General features: G+C 59.4%; 16 protein-coding genes. 11 read left to right on the top strand and 5 right to left on the bottom strand.

Features of this window, described 5'->3' with window-relative positions; genetic code table 11:
* Positions 1-198: 198 nt before the first annotated feature.
* The 3 genes from acnD to prpD all read left to right on the top strand — a co-directional run bounded on the left by acnD (position 199) and on the right by prpD (position 5888).
* On the top strand, positions 199-2793 hold the full coding sequence (gene acnD, locus ACM6IV_RS12640) for a Fe/S-dependent 2-methylisocitrate dehydratase AcnD (RefSeq protein WP_414870232.1): 2595 nt from the start codon (positions 199-201) through the stop codon (positions 2791-2793).
* 54 nt (positions 2794-2847) lie between these two features.
* Positions 2848-4038, top strand: coding sequence for a 2-methylaconitate cis-trans isomerase PrpF (gene prpF, locus ACM6IV_RS12635; RefSeq protein ID WP_414870231.1), 1191 nt, complete (start codon positions 2848-2850; stop codon positions 4036-4038).
* A gap of 365 nt (positions 4039-4403) precedes the next feature.
* Positions 4404-5888 carry a 2-methylcitrate dehydratase gene (gene prpD, locus ACM6IV_RS12630; RefSeq protein ID WP_414870230.1) on the top strand — a complete coding sequence of 495 codons (1485 nt, stop codon included), beginning with the start codon at positions 4404-4406 and terminating at the stop codon, positions 5886-5888.
* A 178-nt stretch (positions 5889-6066) separates the two neighbouring features.
* Here the strand turns inward: prpD and ACM6IV_RS12625 are convergent, their stop codons facing one another.
* The gene (locus ACM6IV_RS12625) at positions 6067-6885 is read right to left on the bottom strand and encodes a pyruvate, water dikinase regulatory protein (RefSeq protein ID WP_016773826.1); all 819 of its coding nucleotides are present in this window, start codon (positions 6883-6885) and stop codon (positions 6067-6069) included.
* Positions 6886-7059: 174 nt separating this feature from the next.
* On the opposite strand from ACM6IV_RS12625, the gene ppsA reads away from it, so the two are divergent.
* The 8 genes from ppsA to ACM6IV_RS12585 all read left to right on the top strand — a co-directional run bounded on the left by ppsA (position 7060) and on the right by ACM6IV_RS12585 (position 15306).
* Positions 7060-9435 (top strand): phosphoenolpyruvate synthase, encoded by a 2376-nt coding sequence (gene ppsA, locus ACM6IV_RS12620; RefSeq protein WP_414870229.1) that lies wholly within the window; start codon positions 7060-7062, stop codon positions 9433-9435.
* Positions 9436-9619: 184 nt separating this feature from the next.
* Positions 9620-10609, top strand: coding sequence for an alpha/beta fold hydrolase (locus ACM6IV_RS12615; protein ID WP_414870228.1), 990 nt, complete (start codon positions 9620-9622; stop codon positions 10607-10609).
* 225 nt (positions 10610-10834) lie between these two features.
* On the top strand, positions 10835-11326 hold the full coding sequence (rraA, locus tag ACM6IV_RS12610) for a ribonuclease E activity regulator RraA (RefSeq protein WP_414870227.1): 492 nt from the start codon (positions 10835-10837) through the stop codon (positions 11324-11326).
* 22 nt (positions 11327-11348) lie between these two features.
* The gene (locus ACM6IV_RS12605; protein ID WP_414870226.1) at positions 11349-12344 is read left to right on the top strand and encodes a zinc transporter ZntB; all 996 of its coding nucleotides are present in this window, start codon (positions 11349-11351) and stop codon (positions 12342-12344) included.
* Between the two features lie 63 nt (positions 12345-12407).
* The gene (locus tag ACM6IV_RS12600) at positions 12408-12656 is read left to right on the top strand and encodes a hypothetical protein (protein WP_008076827.1); all 249 of its coding nucleotides are present in this window, start codon (positions 12408-12410) and stop codon (positions 12654-12656) included.
* Positions 12657-12658: 2 nt separating this feature from the next.
* Entirely contained in the window at positions 12659-13483 is an 825-nt protein-coding gene (locus ACM6IV_RS12595) for a mechanosensitive ion channel family protein (protein WP_007916401.1), read from the top strand.
* 90 nt (positions 13484-13573) lie between these two features.
* Positions 13574-14164 (top strand): RNA polymerase sigma factor SigX, encoded by a 591-nt coding sequence (gene sigX / locus ACM6IV_RS12590; protein ID WP_016773832.1) that lies wholly within the window; start codon positions 13574-13576, stop codon positions 14162-14164.
* A gap of 107 nt (positions 14165-14271) precedes the next feature.
* Positions 14272-15306, top strand: a complete 1035-nt coding sequence (locus ACM6IV_RS12585) for an OmpA family protein (RefSeq protein ID WP_103303880.1) — start codon at positions 14272-14274, stop codon at positions 15304-15306.
* A gap of 62 nt (positions 15307-15368) precedes the next feature.
* Here ACM6IV_RS12585 and cobA read toward each other — a convergent pair whose 3' ends face one another.
* Genes cobA through nirB form a run of 4 tightly spaced genes read right to left on the bottom strand, consistent with a single transcriptional unit; the run spans position 15369 to position 21631 of the window.
* Entirely contained in the window at positions 15369-16136 is a 768-nt protein-coding gene (cobA, locus tag ACM6IV_RS12580; protein WP_414870225.1) for a uroporphyrinogen-III C-methyltransferase, read from the bottom strand.
* Between the two features lie 13 nt (positions 16137-16149).
* The gene (locus ACM6IV_RS12575; protein WP_414870224.1) at positions 16150-18864 is read right to left on the bottom strand and encodes a molybdopterin-dependent oxidoreductase; all 2715 of its coding nucleotides are present in this window, start codon (positions 18862-18864) and stop codon (positions 16150-16152) included.
* Entirely contained in the window at positions 18864-19181 is a 318-nt protein-coding gene (nirD, locus tag ACM6IV_RS12570; protein WP_311997757.1) for a nitrite reductase small subunit NirD, read from the bottom strand. Before nirD ends, ACM6IV_RS12575 begins: the two co-directional genes overlap by 1 nt.
* On the bottom strand, positions 19178-21631 hold the full coding sequence (nirB, locus tag ACM6IV_RS12565) for a nitrite reductase large subunit NirB (protein WP_414870223.1): 2454 nt from the start codon (positions 21629-21631) through the stop codon (positions 19178-19180). The genes nirD and nirB overlap by 4 nt, the downstream gene beginning before the upstream one ends.
* Between the last annotated feature and the right edge of the window lie 170 nt (positions 21632-21801).

Raw genomic sequence — 21801 nt, 5'->3', positions numbered from 1 at the left:
GCTGCCACACAGGTAACTGGATAAACCGGAAACCCATGTGGGAGCGGGCTTGCTCGCGAAAGCGGTGTATCAGTCGACACATTCGTTGAATGACACTCCGCATTCGGGAGCAAGCCCCCTCCCACATTTGACCGATTTGAATTCATTGCCGGTGTCGCGCCCACCCTTTGCAACCACCGTGACCCGAGTCCTGACCCGATGAACACAGCCTTCCGCAAAACCCTGCCCGGCAGCCCTCTGGATTATTTCGACGCCCGCGCGGCGGTCGAGGCGATCCAGCCCGGCAGTTACGACACCCTGCCGTACACCTCCCGCGTGCTGGCGGAAAACCTCGTGCGTCGCTGCGACCCGGCCACGCTCACCGATTCCCTCAAGCAACTGATCGAACGCAAACGCGACCTCGATTTTCCGTGGTTCCCCGCGCGCGTGGTCTGCCACGACATTCTCGGCCAGACCGCACTGGTCGACCTCGCCGGCCTGCGCGATGCGATCGCGTTGCAGGGCGGTGACCCGGCGCAGGTCAACCCGGTGGTGCCGACGCAATTGATCGTCGATCACTCGCTGGCCGTCGAGGCTGGCGGTTTCGATGCTCAGGCATTCGAGAAAAACCGCGCCATCGAAGACCGGCGCAATGAAGACCGTTTCCACTTCATCAACTGGACCAAAAAGGCCTTCAAGAACGTCGATGTGATCCCGCCGGGCAACGGCATCATGCACCAGATCAACCTGGAGAAAATGTCTCCGGTGATCCAGGTGCGCGACGGCGTGGCGTTCCCCGACACCTGCGTCGGCACTGACAGCCACACCCCGCACGTCGATGCACTGGGCGTGATCGCCATCGGCGTCGGCGGCCTCGAAGCCGAGAGCGTGATGCTTGGTCGCGCGTCGTGGATGCGTCTGCCGGAAAGCGTCGGCGTCGAACTGACCGGCAAGCTGCAACCGGGTATCACCGCCACCGACATGGTGCTGGCGCTGACCGAATACCTGCGCAAACAGAAAGTGGTTGGCGCGTGGCTGGAATTCTTCGGTGAAGGCGCGGCGGCGCTGACCCTCGGCGACCGCGCGACCATCTCCAACATGGCCCCGGAATACGGCGCCACGGCGGCGATGTTCTACATCGACCAGCAAACCATCGATTACCTGAAACTCACTGGTCGTGAAGACCAGCAAGTGCAGCTCGTCGAGCAGTACGCCAAGCTCACCGGTCTGTGGGCAGACAGTCTGAAAGGTGCGCAATACGAGCGCGGTCTGACCTTCGATCTGTCCTCGGTGGTGCGCAACATGGCCGGCCCGAGCAACCCGCACGCCCGCGTTGCGGTGTCGGATCTGGCCGCTAAAGGCATCTCCGGCCAGTGGGATGACGTGCCGGGGCAAATGCCCGATGGCGCGGTGATCATCGCCGCCATCACCAGTTGCACCAACACCAGCAACCCGCGCAACGTCATCGCCGCCGGCCTGCTGGCGCGTAATGCCAACAAACTTGGCCTGACCCGCAAGCCGTGGGTGAAATCCTCGCTGGCGCCGGGTTCGAAAACCGTGGCGCTGTACCTCGACGAAGCGGGGCTGACCGCTGACCTGGAACGGCTCGGTTTCGGTGTCGTCGCCTTCGCCTGCACCACCTGCAACGGCATGTCCGGCGCCCTCGACCCGGTGATTCAGCAAGAGATCATCGACCGCGATCTGTACGCCACCGCCGTGCTTTCCGGCAACCGCAATTTCGACGGCCGTATCCACCCGTACGCCAAGCAAGCGTTCCTCGCGTCGCCGCCGCTGGTGGTCGCCTACGCCATCGCCGGCACCATTCGTTTCGACATCGAGAAGGACGTGTTGGGCGTGGTGGACGGCAAGGAAATCCGCCTCAAAGACATCTGGCCGAGCGACGAAGAAATCGACGCCGTGGTGAAATCTTCGGTCAAGCCTGAGCAGTTCCGTCAGGTCTATATTCCGATGTTCGCCGTCCACGAAGACACCGGCCCGAAAGTCACGCCGCTGTACGACTGGCGCGAAATGAGTACCTACATCCGCCGTCCGCCGTACTGGGAAGGTGCGTTGGCCGGCGCCCGTCCGCTCAAAGGCATGCGCCCGCTGGCGGTACTGCCGGACAACATCACCACCGACCACCTGTCGCCGTCCAACGCGATCATGCTCGACAGCGCCGCCGGCGAATACCTGGCGAAAATGGGCCTGCCGGAAGAGGACTTCAACTCGTACGCCACGCACCGTGGCGACCACTTGACCGCGCAGCGTGCAACATTTGCCAACCCGAAACTGTTCAATGAAATGGTCGTGGAAAACGGCAAGGTCAAACAAGGTTCGCTGGCGCGTGTCGAGCCGGAAGGCAAAGTGATGCGCATGTGGGAAGCCATCGAAACCTACATGGAACGCAAGCAGCCGCTGATCATCATTGCCGGCGCCGATTACGGTCAGGGTTCGTCCCGTGACTGGGCGGCGAAAGGCGTGCGTCTGGCCGGTGTCGAAGCGATTGCCGCTGAAGGTTTCGAGCGCATTCACCGCACCAACCTGGTGGGCATGGGCGTGTTGCCGCTGGAATTCAAGGCGGGCACCAACCGTCACACCCTGGCCATCGATGGCAGCGAAACCTACGACGTGATCGGCGAGCGCAAACCGCGTGCGGATCTGACGCTGGTGATCCATCGCAAGAATGGCGAGCGCGTTGAAGTGCCGGTGACCTGCCGTCTGGATACCGCTGAAGAAGTGTCGATCTACGAGGCCGGCGGCGTGTTGCAGCGCTTCGCTCAGGACTTTCTTGAAGGGGCGGCGGTTGCCGTTTAATTCAATTGATGCGGGCACGGGATTTCAAGTCCCATGCTCTCGGTAAGGAGCAATATGGCTCACGCACCACAGATTAGAATCCCCGCCACTTACATGCGCGGCGGCACCAGCAAAGGCGTGTTTTTCAGCCTCAAGGATCTGCCCGAAGCGGCCCGGATTCCCGGCCCGGCTCGCGACGCTTTACTGCTGCGCGTGATCGGCAGTCCCGACCCCTACGACAAACAAATCGACGGCATGGGCGGCGCGACTTCGAGCACCAGCAAAACCGTGATCCTGTCGAAAAGCATCAAGGCCGATCACGACGTCGATTACCTGTTCGGTCAGGTGTCCATCGACAAGCCGTTCGTCGACTGGAGCGGCAACTGCGGCAACCTCTCGGCAGCGGTCGGTTCGTTTGCCATCAGCAACGGTCTGGTCGACGCCAGCCGCGTTCCGCACAACGGTGTCGCGGTGGTGCGTGTGTGGCAGGCCAACATCGGCAAAACGATTATTGCCCATGTGCCGATCACCAACGGCGAAGTGCAGGAAACCGGTGATTTCGAACTCGACGGCGTGACCTTTCCGGCGGCCGAAGTGCAAGTCGAATTCATGGACCCGGCGGCGGAAGAAGAGGGCGGTGGTGGCTCGATGTTTCCCACCGGTAACCTGATCGATGAGCTGGAAGTGCCGGGGGTCGGTACGTTCAAGGCGACCATGATCAATGCCGGCATCCCGACGATTTTCGTCAACGCCGAAGACATCGGTTACACCGGCACCGAGCTGCAAAGTGCGATCAACACTGATCCGAAAGCGTTGCAGATGTTCGAGACGATTCGGGCGTATGGCGCGTTGCGCATGGGCCTGATATCGAACCTGGATGAAGCCGCCAAGCGCCAGCACACGCCGAAAGTTGCGTTTGTCGCCAAGCCTGCGGCATATGTGGCGTCCAGCGGCAAGGCGATTGCCGCCGCAGATGTCGATCTGCTGGTGCGGGCGTTGTCGATGGGCAAGTTGCACCACGCGATGATGGGCACGGCAGCGGTGGCGATTGGTACTGCAGCGGCGATTTCCGGCACCTTGGTCAACCTTGCGGCGGGTGGCGTTGAACGCAATGCCGTGCGTTTCGGGCATCCGTCCGGAACCCTGCGCGTCGGCGCCGAAGCCAGCCTGGAAAACGGTGAGTGGGTAGTGAAGAAAGCCATCATGAGCCGCAGTGCACGCGTGCTGATGGAAGGCTACGTGCGTATCCCCGGAGATTCATTCTGATTTGAGCTTTTTTACCCTCACCCCAGCCCTCTCCCGGAGGGAGAGGGGGCCGACCGAGGTGTCTGGAGTAGTACATCGACCTGAAAGATCGAGTCGATTATGGATTCAGGGGCCGACCGAGGTGTCTCGGGTTGTACATTGATCTGATGGGTGATGGATTCAGCGCAGATCGTTCACTTGGGTGAACCTTTGAAGCATCCCCCCAATCGGTTCCCTCTCCCTCGGGAGAGGGCTAGGGTGAGGGGCCTCACCACCTGAAGAAACGCAAAAAGAGCAGGCACCCCAGACCTGCAATCAACCGGACCAAACCAGCCAAGCCCTGAGGAAGACCACACCACTCATCATTTCCGCACAGGAGAACCGCAATGAGCGCCAACGTCGACCTGAATAACCGCCCCGACTACGACGGTGTCCTGCAGGACATCGCCGATTACGTCCTCACCTTCACAGTCACCTCTGCCGAAGCCCTCGATACCGCCCGCAACTGCCTGATGGACACGCTGGGCTGCGGTCTGCTGGCGCTGCGCTTCCCCGAATGCACCAAGCACCTTGGCCCGATTGTCGAAGGCACCGTCGTCCCGTTCGGCGCACGCGTTCCCGGCACCTCCTATCGCCTCGACCCGGTGAAAGCTGCGTGGGACATCGGCTGCATCGTTCGCTGGCTCGACTACAACGACACCTGGCTCGCCGCCGAATGGGGCCATCCCTCGGACAACCTCGGCGGAATTCTCGCGGTGGCTGATCACCTCTCGCAAAAACGTCTGGCCAACGGTGAGTCACCGCTGACGATTCGCGATGTGCTCGAAGCGATGATCATGGCCCACGAGATCCAAGGCGTGATCGCTCTGGAAAACTCCTTCAATCGCGTAGGACTTGATCACGTCATTCTGGTGAAAGTCGCTTCGACCGCTGTTACCGCCAAACTGATGGGCGCCAATCGTGAGCAACTGTTGTCGGCGTTGTCCCATGCGTTTGCCGATGGTCAGGCGTTGCGTACCTATCGCCATGCACCAAACGCCGGTTCGCGAAAATCCTGGGCGGCGGGGGATGCGACGAGTCGTGGCGTGCGTCTGGCCGACATTGCCATGCGCGGCGAGATGGGTATTCCCGGGGTTCTGACGGCAAAGCAGTGGGGCTTTTATGACGTGCTGTTCAGTCATACCAACAGCGATCTGGCGCTGAAACCGGAGGATAAACGCGTCTTCAGTTTTTCGCGGCCGTTCGGCAGTTATGTGATGGAAAACGTCCTGTTCAAGATCAGTTTCCCCGCCGAATTCCACGCGCAAACCGCCTGCGAAGCGGCGGTGACCTTGCATCCGCAGGTGCGCAATCGCCTGCACGAGATCGACAAGATCGTCATTACCACCCACGAATCGGCGATCCGCATCATTTCCAAAGTCGGGCCGTTGGCCAACGCCGCCGACCGTGACCACTGCATCCAGTACATGACGGCCGTGCCGCTGGCCTTCGGTAACCTGGTCGCCGAACAGTACGAAGACGATTTCCACAAGGCGCATCCGATCATCGATGTGCTGCGCGAGAAAATGGTCATTGTCGAAGAACCGCGTTTCACCCGCGAATATCTGGAGGCCGACAAGCGCTCGATCGCCAACGCCGTGCAGGTGTTTTTCAAGGATGGCAGCAGCACCGAAAACGTCGTGGTCGAATACCCGATTGGTCATCGTCGCCGTCGTGCCGAGGGCATTCCGTTACTCGAAGACAAATTCAAGGCCAATCTGGCCACACGTTTTACGGGGCAGCGCAGCGGCGAGATTTTCACGTTGTGCAAGGATCAGGCGCGGCTTGAAGCTACGCCGGTGAATCGATTCATCGACCTGTTTGTCATCTGATAGCGCAGGCGCTGGAGATCGTGACGGTGTGTCAGACAACATCAATGCTGAATGTGCCACCGCCTTCGCGGGCAAGCCCGCTCCCACAGGTCATGAAGGCCTTCACAAATTTGTGTTCACCACAAAACCCTATGGGAGCGGGCTTGCTCGCGAAGGCGCCAGAACAGGCACCGCAACACTACTTGAAGCGCCGCTCCACCCCTTTCTCCACCAGAATCTTCGCCGAAATCTCTTCCACCGAAAAATGCGTGGAGTTGATGTGCGGAATATTCTCGCGGCGGAACAGGTTTTCCACTTCGCGCACTTCGAATTCGCACTGGGCGTAGCTCGAATAACGGCTGTTCGGCTTGCGCTCGTTGCGGATGGCGGTGAGGCGGTCCGGGTCGATGGTCAGGCCGAACAGCTTGTGCTGATGGGCGCGCAGGGCCGTTGGCAGGGTCAGGCGTTCCATGTCGTCTTCGGTCAGCGGATAGTTGGCCGCGCGGATGCCGAACTGCATGGCCATGTACAGACACGTCGGCGTTTTGCCGCATCGCGACACGCCCACTAGTATCAGATCGGCTTTGTCGTAATAGTGGGTGCGCGCACCGTCGTCGTTGTCGAGGGCGAAGTTCACCGCCTCGATACGCTCCATGTAATTGGAGTTGTGGCCGATCGAGTGGGACTTGCCGACGGTGTAGGAAGAATGCTCGGTCAGCTCCTGCTCGAGCGGGGCAAGGAAGGTCGAGAAAATGTCGATCATGAAACCATTGGACGTTGCGAGAATCTCACGGATGTCCTGATTGACGATGGTGTCGAAGATGATCGGACGAAAGCCGTCGGTTTCAGCGGCTTTGTTGATTTGTTGTACCATGGCCCGCGCTTTTTCAACGCTGTCGATGTACGGTCGCGTGAATTTGCTGAAGGTAATGTTTTCGAACTGCGCCAGAAGGCTTTGACCCAGGGTTTCGGCGGTAATGCCGGTGCCATCGGAGATGAAGAAAGCAGATCGTTTCATTTGCACCTTGGGCCTTAAGCTAGTAACGAATCTTGGATATGATAGGCGCGATTTGTCGGCCGCCATTGGCCCGCATTCTCACTTATTTTCCAGGTCCAGGCCATACAACCGGCCAAGGCTCCCCCGGGCCGCCGGTTTCTGAGCTTTTCCAACACAGTTAGTGGAGAGATCACCTTGGTAGAGTACGTAGTTTCCCTCGATAAGCTCGGCAAACACGATGTTGAGCATGTGGGGGGCAAGAACGCATCCCTGGGCGAGATGATCAGTAACCTGGCAGGCGCCGGTGTTTCGGTCCCCGGCGGCTTCGCCACGACGGCTCAGGCCTATCGTGATTTCCTCGAACTGAGCGGCCTCAACGACCAGATCCACAAGGCCCTCGACGCACTCGACGTTGACGACGTCAACGCCCTGGCCAAGACCGGCGCCCAGATCCGTCAATGGATCATGGAAGCCGAATTCCCCGAAAAACTGAATGCCGAGATCCGCACCGCGTTCGCCGCGCTGTCGGCCGGCAACCCTGACGTGGCCGTGGCCGTGCGGTCTTCCGCCACCGCCGAAGACTTGCCGGACGCATCCTTCGCCGGTCAGCAGGAAACCTTCCTGAACATCCGTGGTGTGGAAAACGTTATTCGCGCCGCCAAAGAGGTGTTCGCTTCGCTGTTCAACGACCGGGCGATTTCCTACCGCGTGCACCAGGGCTTCGACCACAAACTGGTTGCCCTGTCGGCTGGCGTGCAGCGCATGGTGCGGTCGGAAACCGGCACGGCCGGCGTGATGTTCACCCTCGACACCGAATCGGGTTTCCGTGATGTGGTTTTCATCACCGGCGCCTACGGTCTGGGCGAAACCGTTGTACAAGGCGCGGTCAACCCCGACGAATTCTACGTGCACAAGGGCACGCTGGAGGCCGGTCGTCCGGCGATCCTGCGTCGCAACCTGGGCAGCAAAGCCATCAAGATGATCTACGGCGACGAGGCCAAGGCCGGTCGTTCGGTGAAAACTGTTGATGTCGACAAGGCTGATCGCGCGCGTTTCTGCCTGACCGATGCTGAAGTCAGCGAACTGGCCAAGCAAGCGATGATCATCGAGAAGCACTACGGCTGCCCGATGGACATCGAGTGGGCCAAAGATGGTGACGACGGCAAGCTGTACATCGTGCAGGCCCGTCCGGAAACCGTGAAAAGCCGCACCCAGGCTAACGTCATGGAACGTTACCTGCTGAAAGAAACCGGCACCGTGCTGGTTGAAGGTCGCGCCATCGGCCAGCGCATTGGTGCCGGTAAAGTGCGCATCATCAAAGACGTCTCCGAGATGGACAAAGTCCAGCCGGGCGACGTACTGGTTTCCGACATGACCGACCCGGATTGGGAACCGGTGATGAAGCGCGCCAGCGCGATCGTCACCAACCGTGGCGGCCGTACCTGCCACGCGGCGATCATCGCCCGTGAGCTGGGCATCCCCGCAGTAGTCGGTTGCGGCAATGCCACCCAATTGCTGAAGGATGGCCAGGGCGTGACCGTGTCCTGCGCCGAAGGCGACACCGGTTACATTTTCGAAGGCGAACTGGGCTTCGACATCAAGAAGAACTCCGTCGACGCCATGCCGGAGCTGCCGTTCAAGATCATGATGAACGTCGGCAACCCGGACCGCGCCTTCGACTTCGCGCAACTGCCGAACGCCGGTGTGGGCCTGGCCCGTCTGGAATTCATCATCAACCGCATGATCGGCGTCCACCCCAAAGCGCTGTTGAACTACGACGGTCTGCCGCAGGAAATCAAGGAAAGCGTAGACAAGCGCATCGCCGGTTACGACGATCCGGTCGGTTTCTATGTCGAGAAACTGGTGGAAGGCATCAGCACCCTCGCGGCCGCGTTCGCGCCGAAGAAGGTCATCGTGCGTCTGTCGGACTTCAAGTCCAACGAATACGCCAACCTGATCGGCGGCAAGCTCTACGAGCCAGAAGAAGAAAACCCGATGCTGGGCTTCCGTGGCGCTTCGCGTTACATCAGCGAATCGTTCCGTGACTGCTTCGAACTCGAATGCCGCGCGCTGAAACGTGTGCGCAACGAGATGGGCCTGACCAACGTCGAAATCATGGTGCCGTTCGTCCGTACTCTGGGTGAAGCCAGCCAGGTGGTCGATCTGCTCGCCGAGAACGGCCTGGCCCGTGGCGACAACGGTCTGCGCGTGATCATGATGTGCGAACTGCCATCCAACGCGATTCTGGCCGAGGAGTTCCTCGAATTCTTCGACGGTTTCTCGATCGGTTCCAACGACCTGACTCAGCTGACCCTGGGCCTGGACCGCGACTCCGGGATCATCGCGCACCTGTTCGACGAGCGTAATCCGGCGGTCAAGAAGCTGTTGGCCAACGCGATTGCGGCGTGCAACAAGGCCGGCAAGTACATCGGCATCTGCGGTCAAGGCCCTTCGGACCACCCGGATCTGGCCAAATGGCTGATGGAGCAGGGCATCGAAAGCGTGTCGCTGAACCCGGACACCGTGCTGGAAACCTGGTTCTTCCTCGCCGAAGGCCAAGCCCCGGCTTGATCAACATGTGAACGGGCCGCGTCTCCCTGTAGGAGTGAGCCTGCTCGCGATAGCGTCATGACAGTCAGCATCGATTCGAATGACACACCGCCATCGCAAGCAGGCTCACTCCTCACGATTCGGCTCCTTATGATTCAAACAGGGCGGGGTCTCCGGATGCCGCCCTTTTTTGTGCAAGAGCATTATGCAAAGCAGCAGCAACCTGTTTCCTGTCGCCCTGATCAGCGCCGAACGGCGTGGTGATCTGAGCGAAGACGTGTATCGCTTGAAACCCGGCAACAGCCCCGACTGGTCCGTGGAAATCGCTGTGACCCGTTTGGGCATGGCCGATGACTCGACGCCTCGCGGTGTGCCGGTGATTCTGCTGCACGGCAGCTTTTCCAATCGGCGCTTCTGGTTTTCTCCCAAAGGCCTGGGCTTGGGCGCGTATCTGACGCGCCTGGGGTTCGATGTGTGGATTCCGGAGATGCGCGGCCACGGCCTGTCGCAGCGCAATGAGGAGTACCGGCGCAATCGTGTCGCCGACTATGCCCGTTACGATCTGCCGGCGATTGCCGCGTTCGTACGTGAGCAGAGCGGTCAGGTTCCCCACTGGATCGGCCATTCGCTGGGTGGCATCACGCTGGCGGCTGCGCTGGGTGGCGAATACCTTGGCGAGCCTGCCGTGGCGTCGGCAGCGTTTTTCGGCACCCAGGTCAGCCGTACTTACTGGCCGCTGAAGATCCCGCCGGTGGAGTGGAGCGGGCGCTTCATTCTCAAGCGCTTTGCGCAATTGTCGGGTTCACGCCTCAAGCGTGGCCCGGAAGATGAGCCGATCGGTCTGGCGCTGGAAAGCATGCGCTGGTACGGCTTGTTCGGCCGGTTTGGCGACAAGGACAAGGATTGGTGGGCAGGGCTGGCCGATGTGCGAGTGCCAGTGCTGGCGGTGACTGCGGCAGGGGATCACCAGGATCCGGCCTGGGCCTGTCGCAAGTTGTTCGAGCAGATCGGCTCGGAGCACAAGCAATTCATCAATCTGGGCCGCGAGCAAGGCTTCAACGATAATTTCGGCCATGTCGAGATGTTGGTGAGCAAAGCGGCGCAGGCTGAGGTGTGGCCGTTGGTGGCGCGCTGGTTGAACGATCAGCAATCGCCATTGCTGGGCGAGAAGCCTGATTTGGCCGCTGCGGTCTGAGAGGGAAGCGCTGAAAAGGGCATTTCGTTCGAGGTGGCTTGCGGCTAAGATATGACGCATTGTGCGGTTCTGGTCATTTTTGGTGGCGGTTTAGCTATTACGTTTCAGGGTTTGTTCAGGTTCGTTCAGCGACTATGGGATGGACTAAGGTAAACAGCGACCACCGGAACTCGTCTTTCAGAATGCAGCATCCTTGATCGTCTTCCTTTTTACAGGAGTTTTTCGATGAACCATTACCTCACGCCTGACCTGTGCGACGCCTATCCGGAACTGGTGCAGGTGCTGGAACCGATGTTCAGCAATTTCGGCGGCCGGGATTCGTTCGGCGGCGAAATCGTGACCATCAAATGCTTCGAAGACAACTCGCTGGTCAAGGAACAGGCTGAACTCAAGGGCAATGGCAAGGTGCTGGTCGTCGATGGCGGCGGTTCGCTGCGCCGTGCATTGCTGGGCGACATGATTGCCGAAAAAGCCGCGAAGAACGGCTGGGAAGGGTTGGTAATCTACGGTTGCATCCGTGACGTCGACGTCATTGCGCAGACCGATCTGGGCGTGCAAGCGTTGGCCAGCCACCCGATGAAAACCGAAAAACGCGGCATCGGTGATCTCAACGTCCCGGTGACGTTTGCCGGCGTGACGTTCCACCCCGGCCAGTACCTTTATGCGGACAACAACGGCGTGATCGTCTCGCCGAGTCCGTTGAAGATGCCTGAATAAGCTTTTCGACAAAGGGATGAGGATGTTCGAGGAAGAAAACGCGCAGTGGGGGCTGGTGCATGCCCTGGTGCTGGACGGAAAAGGCGGCGCGCGTTCGATAGCCCGGACTGAGCTCGACGATTTGCAGCTGCAGGCCCATGAGAGCCTGTGGTTGCATTGGGATCGCAGCCATCCGCAAACCCGGACCTGGCTGCGCAAATCCAGCGGTCTCAGTGAATTCACCTGCGATCTGCTGCTGGAAGAGAACACCCGGCCACGCCTGTTGCCGCTGCCGGATGCCGAGCTGCTGCTGTTTCTGCGCGGGGTCAATCTCAACCCGGGCGCAGAGCCGGAAGACATGGTCTCGGTGCGGATTTTCGCTTCCGCCCAGCGGGTGATCTCCCTGCGTTTGCGGCCATTGCGTGCCACCGATGAGCTGCTGGCTCAACTGGCGGACGGCAACGGCCCGAAAACTTCCTCTGAACTCATCCTTTATCTGGCGCAGTTTCTCACCAACAAGGTGCAGGATCTGGTCACTTGCCTCTCGGAAATCGCCGATGAGGAAGAAGAAAAGATGGATACCGACGAACGGTATACTCCGGAACATGGTGCCATTTTGCACATCCGTCGTCGGGCGGCCGGGCTAAAGCGTTTTCTTGCGCCGCAGCGGGATATTTTCGGACAACTTACACGCATAAAACTGCCATGGTTTGTCGATGACGATGCCGATTACTGGAACGAGCTGAACAACAGTCTGACCCGCTATCTCGAAGAGCTCGAATTGACCCGAGAGCGTGTGGGGCTTGTGCTGGAGGCCGAAGACCGGCGCTTGAGCGAGCGCATGAATCGCACCATGTACCGCTTCGGGATCATCACCTGCATCTTTTTGCCGATGAGTTTCATCACCGGTCTGCTGGGTATCAATGTCGGCGGTATTCCGTTTGCCAGCAGCCCGTATGGTTTCCTGATTGCCTGTTTGACGGTGCTCGCTCTGGCCTTCGGTCAGTGGTGGTTATTCCGTCGTTTGCGCTGGGTGTGAAGATGGCATATGTGACCCGGCCAAATCCGCCCGCGTCTTTCACAGACATCACGAGAGGTGCGTATGCACGATCCGTTTGAACAGTCTTTGCGCGACATGCTCAACGCCTCGCCGTCCAGCCGCGACGACGATGCATGCCTGGGCCGCGTGCTCAAAACCGCCAACCGCCAGGTCGGCGCCGGTGATCTGTTCAGCCTGCTGGGCCGCTGGCTGCCCGCGCTGATGATCGCCCTGAATAACGGATCGGCCCATGTCTCGCCGGTTTCCCGTCTACGTAAACCTACTGCTCGCACTGCTGATAAGGCTGATTGAATATGGAACTTGATCTCTGGACTCAGAGCCTCGTCACTGCAATGACTGCGTTGTGGACCAAAGTCGCCAACTTCATCCCCAACCTGTTTGGCGCACTGGTCGTGCTGCTGTTGGGTTTCGTCGTGGCCAAGTTGCTCGATACCTTGCTGTCCAAATTGCTCGCCAAACTGGGCCTTGATCGCCTGATGGGCGGCACCGGCCTGACCAAGTTGATGTCGCGAGCCGGGCTGCAAGTGCCGATCTCCACCCTGATCGGTAAAATCGTTTACTGGTTCGTCCTGCTGATTTTTCTGGTTTCTGCAGCAGAATCCCTTGGCCTTGAGCGCGTTTCAGCTACGCTGGATATGTTGGCGCTCTATTTGCCGAAAGTATTCGGCGCGGCTCTGGTGTTGCTGGTAGGAGTCTTGCTCGCGCAACTGGCCAACGGGCTAGTGCGCGGGGCAGCAGAAGGCGTGGGCCTGGACTACGCTTCGGGGCTGGGGCGAATTGCACAAGGGCTGGTGATCATCATCAGCATTTCGGTTGCGATCAGTCAGCTTGAGGTCAAGACTGACCTGCTGAACCATGTGATCGTCATCGTTTTGATTACCGTTGGTCTGGCCGTTGCGCTGGCCATGGGTTTGGGAAGCCGGGAAATTGCCGGTCAGATTCTTGCGGGAATCTATGTGCGTGAGTTGTATCAGGTTGGGCAACAAGTGCGTGTTGGCGAGGTCGAAGGCCAGATCGAGGAGATCGGCACGGTTAAAACCACATTGCTGACCGATGAAGGTGAGCTAGTCTCTCTTTCCAATCGGATCCTGCTGGAACAGCATGTGAGTAGCCGCTAATCCGGCAAACCCTGCTAATGTATGCCGCCGCAAAATGCCAGCTGATGCTGGTTGCGGCGGACATTGACCTGACTGTCGGCACGACTTGTTTTGAATAAAGCCCAACCGCTATCCACGCGCTACGACCCCCGCGAGCTCTCTGATGAGGAGTTGGTCGCGCGCTCGCATACCGAGCTGTTTCACGTAACGCGCGCCTATGAAGAACTGATGCGGCGTTACCAGCGGACATTATTTAACGTTTGTGCGAGATATCTCGGGAACGATCGCGACGCAGACGATGTCTGTCAGGAAGTCATGTTGAAGGTGCTGTATGGCCTGAAGAACTTCGAGGGGAAATCGAAGTTCAAAACGTGGCTCTACAGCATCACGTACAACGAATGTATTACGCAGTATCGGAAGGAACGGCGAAAGCGTCGCTTGATGGACGCATTGAGTCTTGACCCTCTCGAGGAAGCGTCTGAAGAAAAGGCGCCGAAACCCGAGGAGAAGGGCGGGCTTGATCGCTGGCTGGTGTATGTGAACCCGATTGACCGCGAAATTCTGGTGCTACGATTTGTCGCAGAGCTGGAGTTTCAGGAGATCGCAGACATCATGCACATGGGTTTGAGTGCGACAAAAATGCGTTACAAACGTGCTCTAGATAAATTGCGTGAGAAATTTGCAGGCATTGCTGAAACTTAGTTCAGCGCAAATATCTCTTACGTGTAGGCAAGTTCTGATAGACTTGCCGCCGAGTTGTCCCCCGGTTTGCGGGACTGCTTCACAATCACCAGATGGGGATTTAACGGATGAAACTGAAAAACACCTTGGGCTTGGCCATTGGTTCTCTGATTGCCGCCACTTCGTTCGGCGCTCTGGCACAAGGCCAAGGCGCAGTTGAAATCGAAGGCTTCGCAAAGAAAGAACAATTCGACAGCGCTCGTAACTTCAAGAACAACGGCAACCTGTTCGGCGGCTCGATCGGTTACTTCCTGACCGACGACGTTGAACTGCGTCTGGGCTACGACGAAGTGCACAACGTGCGTTCCGACGACGGTCGTAACATCAAGGGCGCTAACACCGCTCTTGACGCTCTGTACCACTTCAACAACCCAGGCGACATGCTGCGTCCATACGTATCGGCTGGTTTCTCCGATCAGAGCATCGGTCAGAACGGTTCCGGTGGTCGTGACCGCTCCACCTTCGCCAACGTTGGCGCTGGTGCCAAGCTGTACTTCACCGAAAACTTCTACGCCCGTGCCGGCGTTGAAGCTCAGTACAACATCGACCAGGGCGACACCGAGTGGGCTCCTAGCGTTGGTATCGGTGTGAACTTCGGTGGCGGCTCCAAGCCTGCTGCTGCTCCAGTCCCAGCACCAGCTGAAGTCTGCTCCGACAGCGACAACGATGGCGTTTGCGACAACGTTGACAAGTGCCCGGACACCCCAGCCAACGTAACTGTTGACGCTGACGGCTGCCCAGCAGTTGCTGAAGTTGTTCGTGTTGAGCTGGACGTCAAGTTCGACTTCGACAAGTCGGTTGTGAAGCCAAACAGCTACGGCGACATCAAGAACCTGGCTGACTTCATGAAGCAGTACCCATCCACCACCACTACTGTTGAAGGTCACACTGACTCCGTCGGTCCTGACGCTTACAACCAGAAACTGTCCGAGCGTCGTGCAAACGCCGTTAAGCAAGTTCTGACCAACCAGTACGGTGTTGAATCGTCCCGCGTTCAGTCTGTTGGCTACGGCGAATCCCGCCCAGTTGCTGACAACAAAACTGAAGCTGGCCGCGCTGTAAACCGTCGCGTAGAAGCGCAGGTTGAAGCTCAAGCTAAGTAATTAGCTGCCGCTCCGAGAAAAGCCCGGCTTAGGCCGGGCTTTTCTTTGCCTGCGATTTGGCATTACCCAACGTACACATGCTCACCGTAGAAGCTGCCGCAGGCTGCGATCTTTTGCTCATCAACAGCTGCAGCCACTGCGCCAATCACCAGGATGGCAGGGCTCTTGAGCTCAAACCCGCAAGCATCGTCACTCATTGCCGTCAGATTGCTCCGGCATTCGCGCTGCTCGGGCAATGACGCATTTTCGATCATCGCCACTGGCGTATCCGCCGCCATTCCGCCCGCCAACAACTGATCGCGAATTTCGCCCAGCTTGGCCACGCCCATATAAACCACCAGCGTTGTGCCGCCCTGCGCCAATGCCTGCCAATTCAACTGGCTGTCGTCCTGAGTGTGGGCGGTCACCAGTGTCACCCCGCGCGCTACCCCACGTAACGTCAGCGGAATATCACACTGTGTCGCTCCGGCCAGCCCGGCGGTGATGCCGTTGACCAACTCCACCTCAACGCCACGTTCACGCAGCCACTGCGCCTCTTCGCCACCGCGGCCGAAAATGCACGGATCGCCGCCCTTGAGCCGCACCACACACTTGCCGTGGCGGGCATAGCGCAGCATTAGCCGATGGATAAACGCTTGCGGTGTTGAACGACAACCGCCGCGTTTACCCACTGCGATGATGCGTGCGGCAGGGCAGTGTTCGAGCACCGCGTTGTTGACCAGATCATCGATCAGCACCACATCGGCCTCGCGCAAGGCGCGCACCGCTTTGAGGGTCAGCAGTTCCGGATCACCCGGCCCTGCACCGACCAGCCAGACTTTTGCGTTCATGGTGTTTTCCTCATCAGATGACGGCAGCTGGCTGCACGTCGGCCGCCAGCAAGCGTTTTATTTCCGGGACGCACGAGCCGCATTGCGTGCCGCAGCCCAGTTGGTTTTTCAAACCCTGCAGATCCAGGCCTTGGCGAATGCCGGCGCAGACTGCGTTGAGGCTGACGTTCTTGCAATTACACAGGGTTTTATCCACAGCCATCTGCGCCCCGGCACTGCCCGGCGGTGTACTCATCGGCGCCAGCAGCCACCGGCGCAGTTGTTCATCCGCGCGGCCTTCCAGCCACAACCCTTGCAGCCAATGCCGAGCGAGCGTTTCACCGGCCAACCGAATAGCCGTGATACGGCCGTTTTCAATGCGCACGCGTTTGCCGATGGCGCGGCGAGGATCGTCATAGGCCAATACCGGGCCGTCGATCAGTGACAGGCATTGATCGATTTCACCGAGCAATTGCGCATTGGGGGCCTCGCTGTGGGCTGCGCGTATCAGCAATGCCGATCGTTCACGTCCGACAAGGCTGAGACTCACGTAGGAAAATGCCTCACAAAGCGGTCGTAGCGCTTCGAAATGCCGTTGCACGTCACCTTCGATCAGTGCGAAAAGCTGCCACGGCAGATGGACCGGCTCCAGGCGCACACCGCTGTGTTTGAGTTCCGGTTGTTTCGACAACGGATCAAAGGCCGGCAGGGTCAGGCTGTTGACACCGCCCTTGAGAAAGCGGTCGCCCCAGTGCATCGGCATGAATGCCTGGCCCGGACGTACGCTGTCATCGCTGCCGACGGCAATAATCACCGCGCCTCGACGACTTTTCAGATTGACCAGATCGCCCGGCTGCAAACGATGCCTGCGCAATTCGTCTGGATGCAGACTCAACACCGCTTCGCTGACATGCCCGAACAGCTGCGCCGCCGTGCCGGTGCGGCTCATACCGTGCCATTGATCGCGCAGGCGGCCGGTGATCAACGTCAGTGGAAAGCGTGCGTCACGCTGTTCCCTGGCGGCGCGATACGGCTCGGCAATGAATTGCGCGCGCCCGTTGGCGGTCGGGAAAATGCCGTCCTCGTACAGTCGCGTTGTGCCTTCGCGGGCGCCGACAGGGAAGGGCCATTGCTGCGGCCCGATCTCGTCGATCAGCGCATGACTGATCCCGGACAAATCCAGATCGCGCCCGCGCGTCAGCCCTTTGAATTCATCGAACAACTGCGCAGGTCGGGTGAAGGTAAACAGGCTCGATTCAGCGGGGCGCAGACGTTTCTCCAGGCGTTGTGCGAAATCCACCGTGATCGCCCAGTCGGGCCGCGCTTCACCCGGTGGGAGGATAGCTTGGCGCACGTGGGAGATGCGTCGCTCGGAATTGGTCACCGAGCCTTCTTTCTCGCCCCAACTGGCGGCGGGCAGCAGCAGATCGGCGAATGCTGCGGTTTCGGTGGTGCGAAAGGCTTCTTGCAACACCACGAACGGACAGGTCTCAAGCGCTGCTCGCACAGCCTGTTGATCCGGCATCGATTGCGCAGGATTGGTGCAGGCAATCCACAACGCCTTGATCTTGCCGCTGCGTACCTGCTCGAACAGTTCGATGGCGCTGAGCCCGGTGCTTTCCGGCAACCGATCAACGCCCCAATAAGCCGCTACATCAGCGCGGTGTTCAGGGTTGGCGGCGTCTCGATGGCCCGGCAACAAATTCGACAAACTGCCGGTTTCGCGCCCGCCCATGGCATTTGGCTGACCGGTGAGGGAGAAAGGTCCTGCACCCGGGCGACCAATTTGTCCGGTGGCCAAATGCAGATTGATCAGCGCGCTGTTCTTCGCGCTGCCAGCGGTGGACTGGTTCAAACCCATACACCACAACGACAGAAAACTCGGTGAGGTACCGACCCATTCCGCGCATTGCTGCAATTGCTCGACGCTGATTCCGCACAGCTGCGAAACCATTTGCGGGGTGTAATCGCGCACCAGATTTTTCAGGTCGGCGAGACCATCGGTGTGCGCCTTGATGAAGTCGCGGTCGATCCAGTCTTCCCACAACAACAGATGAAGAATCCCATGGAACAACGCGACATCGGTGCCCGGCAGAATCGCCATATGCAGATCCGCGAGGTCGCAGGTGTCGGTGCGCCGTGGATCAATGACGATGACTTTCATCTGTGGACGGCGGGATTTTGCCTCTTCCAGCCGACGAAAAAGTACCGGATGCGCGTAGGCCATGTTACTGCCGACGATCATCACGCAATCGCTGAGTTCCAGATCCTCATAGCTGCACGGCGGGGCGTCGGCGCCGAGGCTGCGCTTGTAGCCGACCACGGCTGAAGACATGCACAGGCGTGAATTGCTGTCGATGTTGTTGGTGCCGACCAATGCCCGTGCCAGCTTGTTGAAGGCGTAGTAATCCTCGGTCAGTAATTGGCCTGAGATATAGAACGCCACGCTGTCCGGACCGTGTTCGGCGATGGTCTCGGCGAATACGTTGGCGGCGTGTTCCAGCGCGGTGTCCCAATCGCAGCGGCTGCGCGCCAGGCCTTTGCCCAGGCGCAGTTCCGGGTACAGCGCGCGGGCCGCGAGGTCGCCGGTCAGGTGCAGGGTCGAGCCTTTGCTGCACAGTTTGCCGAAGTTGGCCGGATGCGCCGGATCGCCGCTGACGCCGAGGATATGCTCGCCGTCATGCTCGATCAGCACGCCGCAGCCGACCCCGCAGTAACAGCAGGTCGAGGCGGTCGTCTGGCGGTTCATCAGATGGCGTCCCGCAGGGCCAACTGCACGCGACCATTTTCGACTCGCGCCGGATGATGGTGCGCGCAACCGATGTCCGGGGCCTGGGCTTCGCCGGTTTGCAGGTCGATTTGCCAGTTGTGCAACGGACAGGCGACGCGTTTGCCGTAAATCAGACCTTGCGACAAGGGCCCACCCTTGTGCGGGCAGCGGTCGTCGAGGGCGAAAACCTCATCGTCGCTTGTACGAAAAATCGCAATGTCGCCTTTCGGTCCGGCAATAATTCGCGAACCGAGGGCATTGATCTCATCGAGGGCACAGATATCCAGCCAGTTCATGCTGGCACCTCCAGATTTTTCACAGGGATCACGTCGAATTCTTTCTTCAGTTGCGGCTGTGCCAGACGTTCTTTCCACGGATCTTGCTCAAACGAAAGGGAGAATTGCAGGCGTTCGTTCAGGGCTTTGCGCCGCTCGGGGTCTTCCAGTACGGCTTTCTTGATGTGTTCCATGCCGACCCGTTGCAGGTAGTGCACGGTGCGTTCGAGGTAGAAGGCTTCTTCGCGGTAAAGCTGCAGGAACGCGCCGTTGTATTCGCGGACTTCCTCGGCGGTTTTCAGCTTGACGAAAAATTCCGCGACTTCGGTTTTGATCCCGCCGTTGCCGCCGATGTACATCTCCCAGCCGGAGTCGACGCCGATAATTCCTACGTCTTTGATCCCCGCTTCCGAGCAGTTGCGTGGGCAACCGGAGACGGCCAGTTTCACTTTGTGCGGCGACCACATGTTGAACAGGTCATGTTCCAGTTCGATGCCCAATTGCGTCGAGTTCTGCGTGCCGAAGCGGCAGAACTCGCTGCCGACGCAGGTTTTCACGGTACGGATGGATTTGCCGTAGGCGTGCCCGGACGGCATGTCGAGATCTTTCCAGACGCCGGGCAAGTCCTGCTTCTTGATGCCGAGCAAGTCGATGCGCTGACCGCCGGTGACCTTGACCATCGGCACGTTGTACTTGTCGGCCACGTCGGCGATGCGCCGCAGTTCCGACGGGTTGGTCACACCACCCCACATGCGTGGCACCACCGAATAGGTGCCGTCCTTCTGGATGTTGGCGTGGGCGCGTTCGTTGATCAGGCGCGATTGCGGATCGTCTTTGGCTTCGCCGGGCCAGGTGGAGATCAGGTAATAGTTGAGGGCAGGGCGGCAGGTTGCGCAGCCGTTCGGCGTGCGCCAGTTGAGGTAGCTCATGGTGCCGGCGATGGTCAGCAGGTGCTGTTCGCGAATGGCCTGGCGAATCTGCCCATGGTTGAGGTCGCTGCAACCGCAGATGGCTTTTTCGCTCTTCGGTTTGACGTCGGCCGCACCACCGACGGTGTTGATCAGAATCTGTTCGACCAGCCCGGCGCAAGAGCCGCAAGAGCTGGCGGCCTTGGTGTGTTTCTTCACCTCGTCGACGCTGAACAGGCCGTGTTCCTGAATGGCTTTGACGATGGTGCCTTTGCACACGCCGTTGCAGCCGCAGACTTCGGCGCTGTCGGCCATGACCATGGCTTTGTCCTGGCCCTGATGTCCTACATCTCCAAGGGCGTTTTCGCCGAACATCAAATGATCGCGGATCTCGCCGATGGCGTGATTCTCACGAATCTGGCGGAAATACCAACCGCCATCTGCCGTATCGCCGTACAGACAGGCACCGACCAACACGTCATCCTTGATCACCAGTTTTTTGTACACGCCGCCGATCGGGTCGGAGAGGGTGATGGTTTCCGTGCCTTCGCCGCCCATGAAATCGCCGGCGGAAAACAGGTCGATGCCAGTGACTTTCAATTTGGTCGAGGTCACCGAGCCCTGATAGCGGGCAAAGCCCAGTTGAGCGAGGTGGTTGGCGCAGACCTTGGCCTGTTCGAACAGCGGCGCGACCAGGCCGTAGGCGATGCCACGGTGGCTGGCGCATTCGCCGATCGCATAGATGCGCGGGTCGTAGGTTTGCAGGGTGTCGTTGACCAGAATCCCGCGATTGCAGGGAATGCCGGCCTTTTCCGCGAGTTCGGTGTTGGGGCGAATGCCGGCCGCCATCACCACCAGATCGGCGGGAATGATGTCGCCGTTCTTGAACTGCACCGAGCCGACGCGGCCATTGCCCGCGTCATGCAGAGCCTGGGTCTGTTCGCACAGGCGGAAGTGCAGGCCACGGGATTCGAGGGCGCTTTGCAGCAGTTGGCCGCTGGTTTTGTCGAGTTGTCGCTCCAGCAACCACTCACCGAGATGCACCACGGTGACGTGCATGCCGCGCAGCATCAGACCGTTGGCAGCTTCGAGGCCGAGCAGGCCGCCGCCGATGACCACGGCGTGTTTGTAGGTTTTAGCGGTGTCGATCATCGCCTGGGTGTCGGCGATGTCGCGATAGCCAATCACGCCGTGCAGGGTGTTGCCGGGGATGGGCAGAATGAACGGCGTCGAACCGGTGGCGATCAGCAGGCGATCGTATTCGGCCTCGGTGCCATCCTCGGCGATCACCCGACGTTTGACCCGGTCGATCTCCACCACTTTGCGGTTGAGCAGCAACTTGATGTTGTTTTCCAGGTACCAGTCGAGGTCGTTGAGCACGATCTCTTCGAAGGTCTGTTCACCGGCCAGCACCGGCGAGAGCAGGATGCGGTTGTAGTTGGTGTGCGGTTCGGCGCCGAAGACCGTGATGTCGTACAGCTCGTTGCTCAGCTTGAGCAGTTCTTCCAGGGTGCGAACCCCGGCCATGCCATTGCCGATCATCACCAGTTTGAGTTTTTTCATCAGGTTCTCCGGGAGCTGCGGCTGGCCTCTTGTGGGCAGTCAGGCCTTGCTCGACAAATTTTGCGCAAACAAAAAAAGGCGTCCCGCTAGTTGCCTAGCGAGGACGCCTTTGTCCTGGTCCCGTTCTCTCGGGAAGCGCAGCCTTCGTCGTTGAAGGTTGGGCTTTATGT

The organism is Pseudomonas sp. IT-347P (genome assembly GCF_949768005.1).
In the GTDB taxonomy this organism is placed as follows: domain Bacteria; phylum Pseudomonadota; class Gammaproteobacteria; order Pseudomonadales; family Pseudomonadaceae; genus Aquipseudomonas.
Note: the sequence above shows the minus strand (reverse complement) of the source record. Positions and strands in the feature narration are given on the sequence as shown.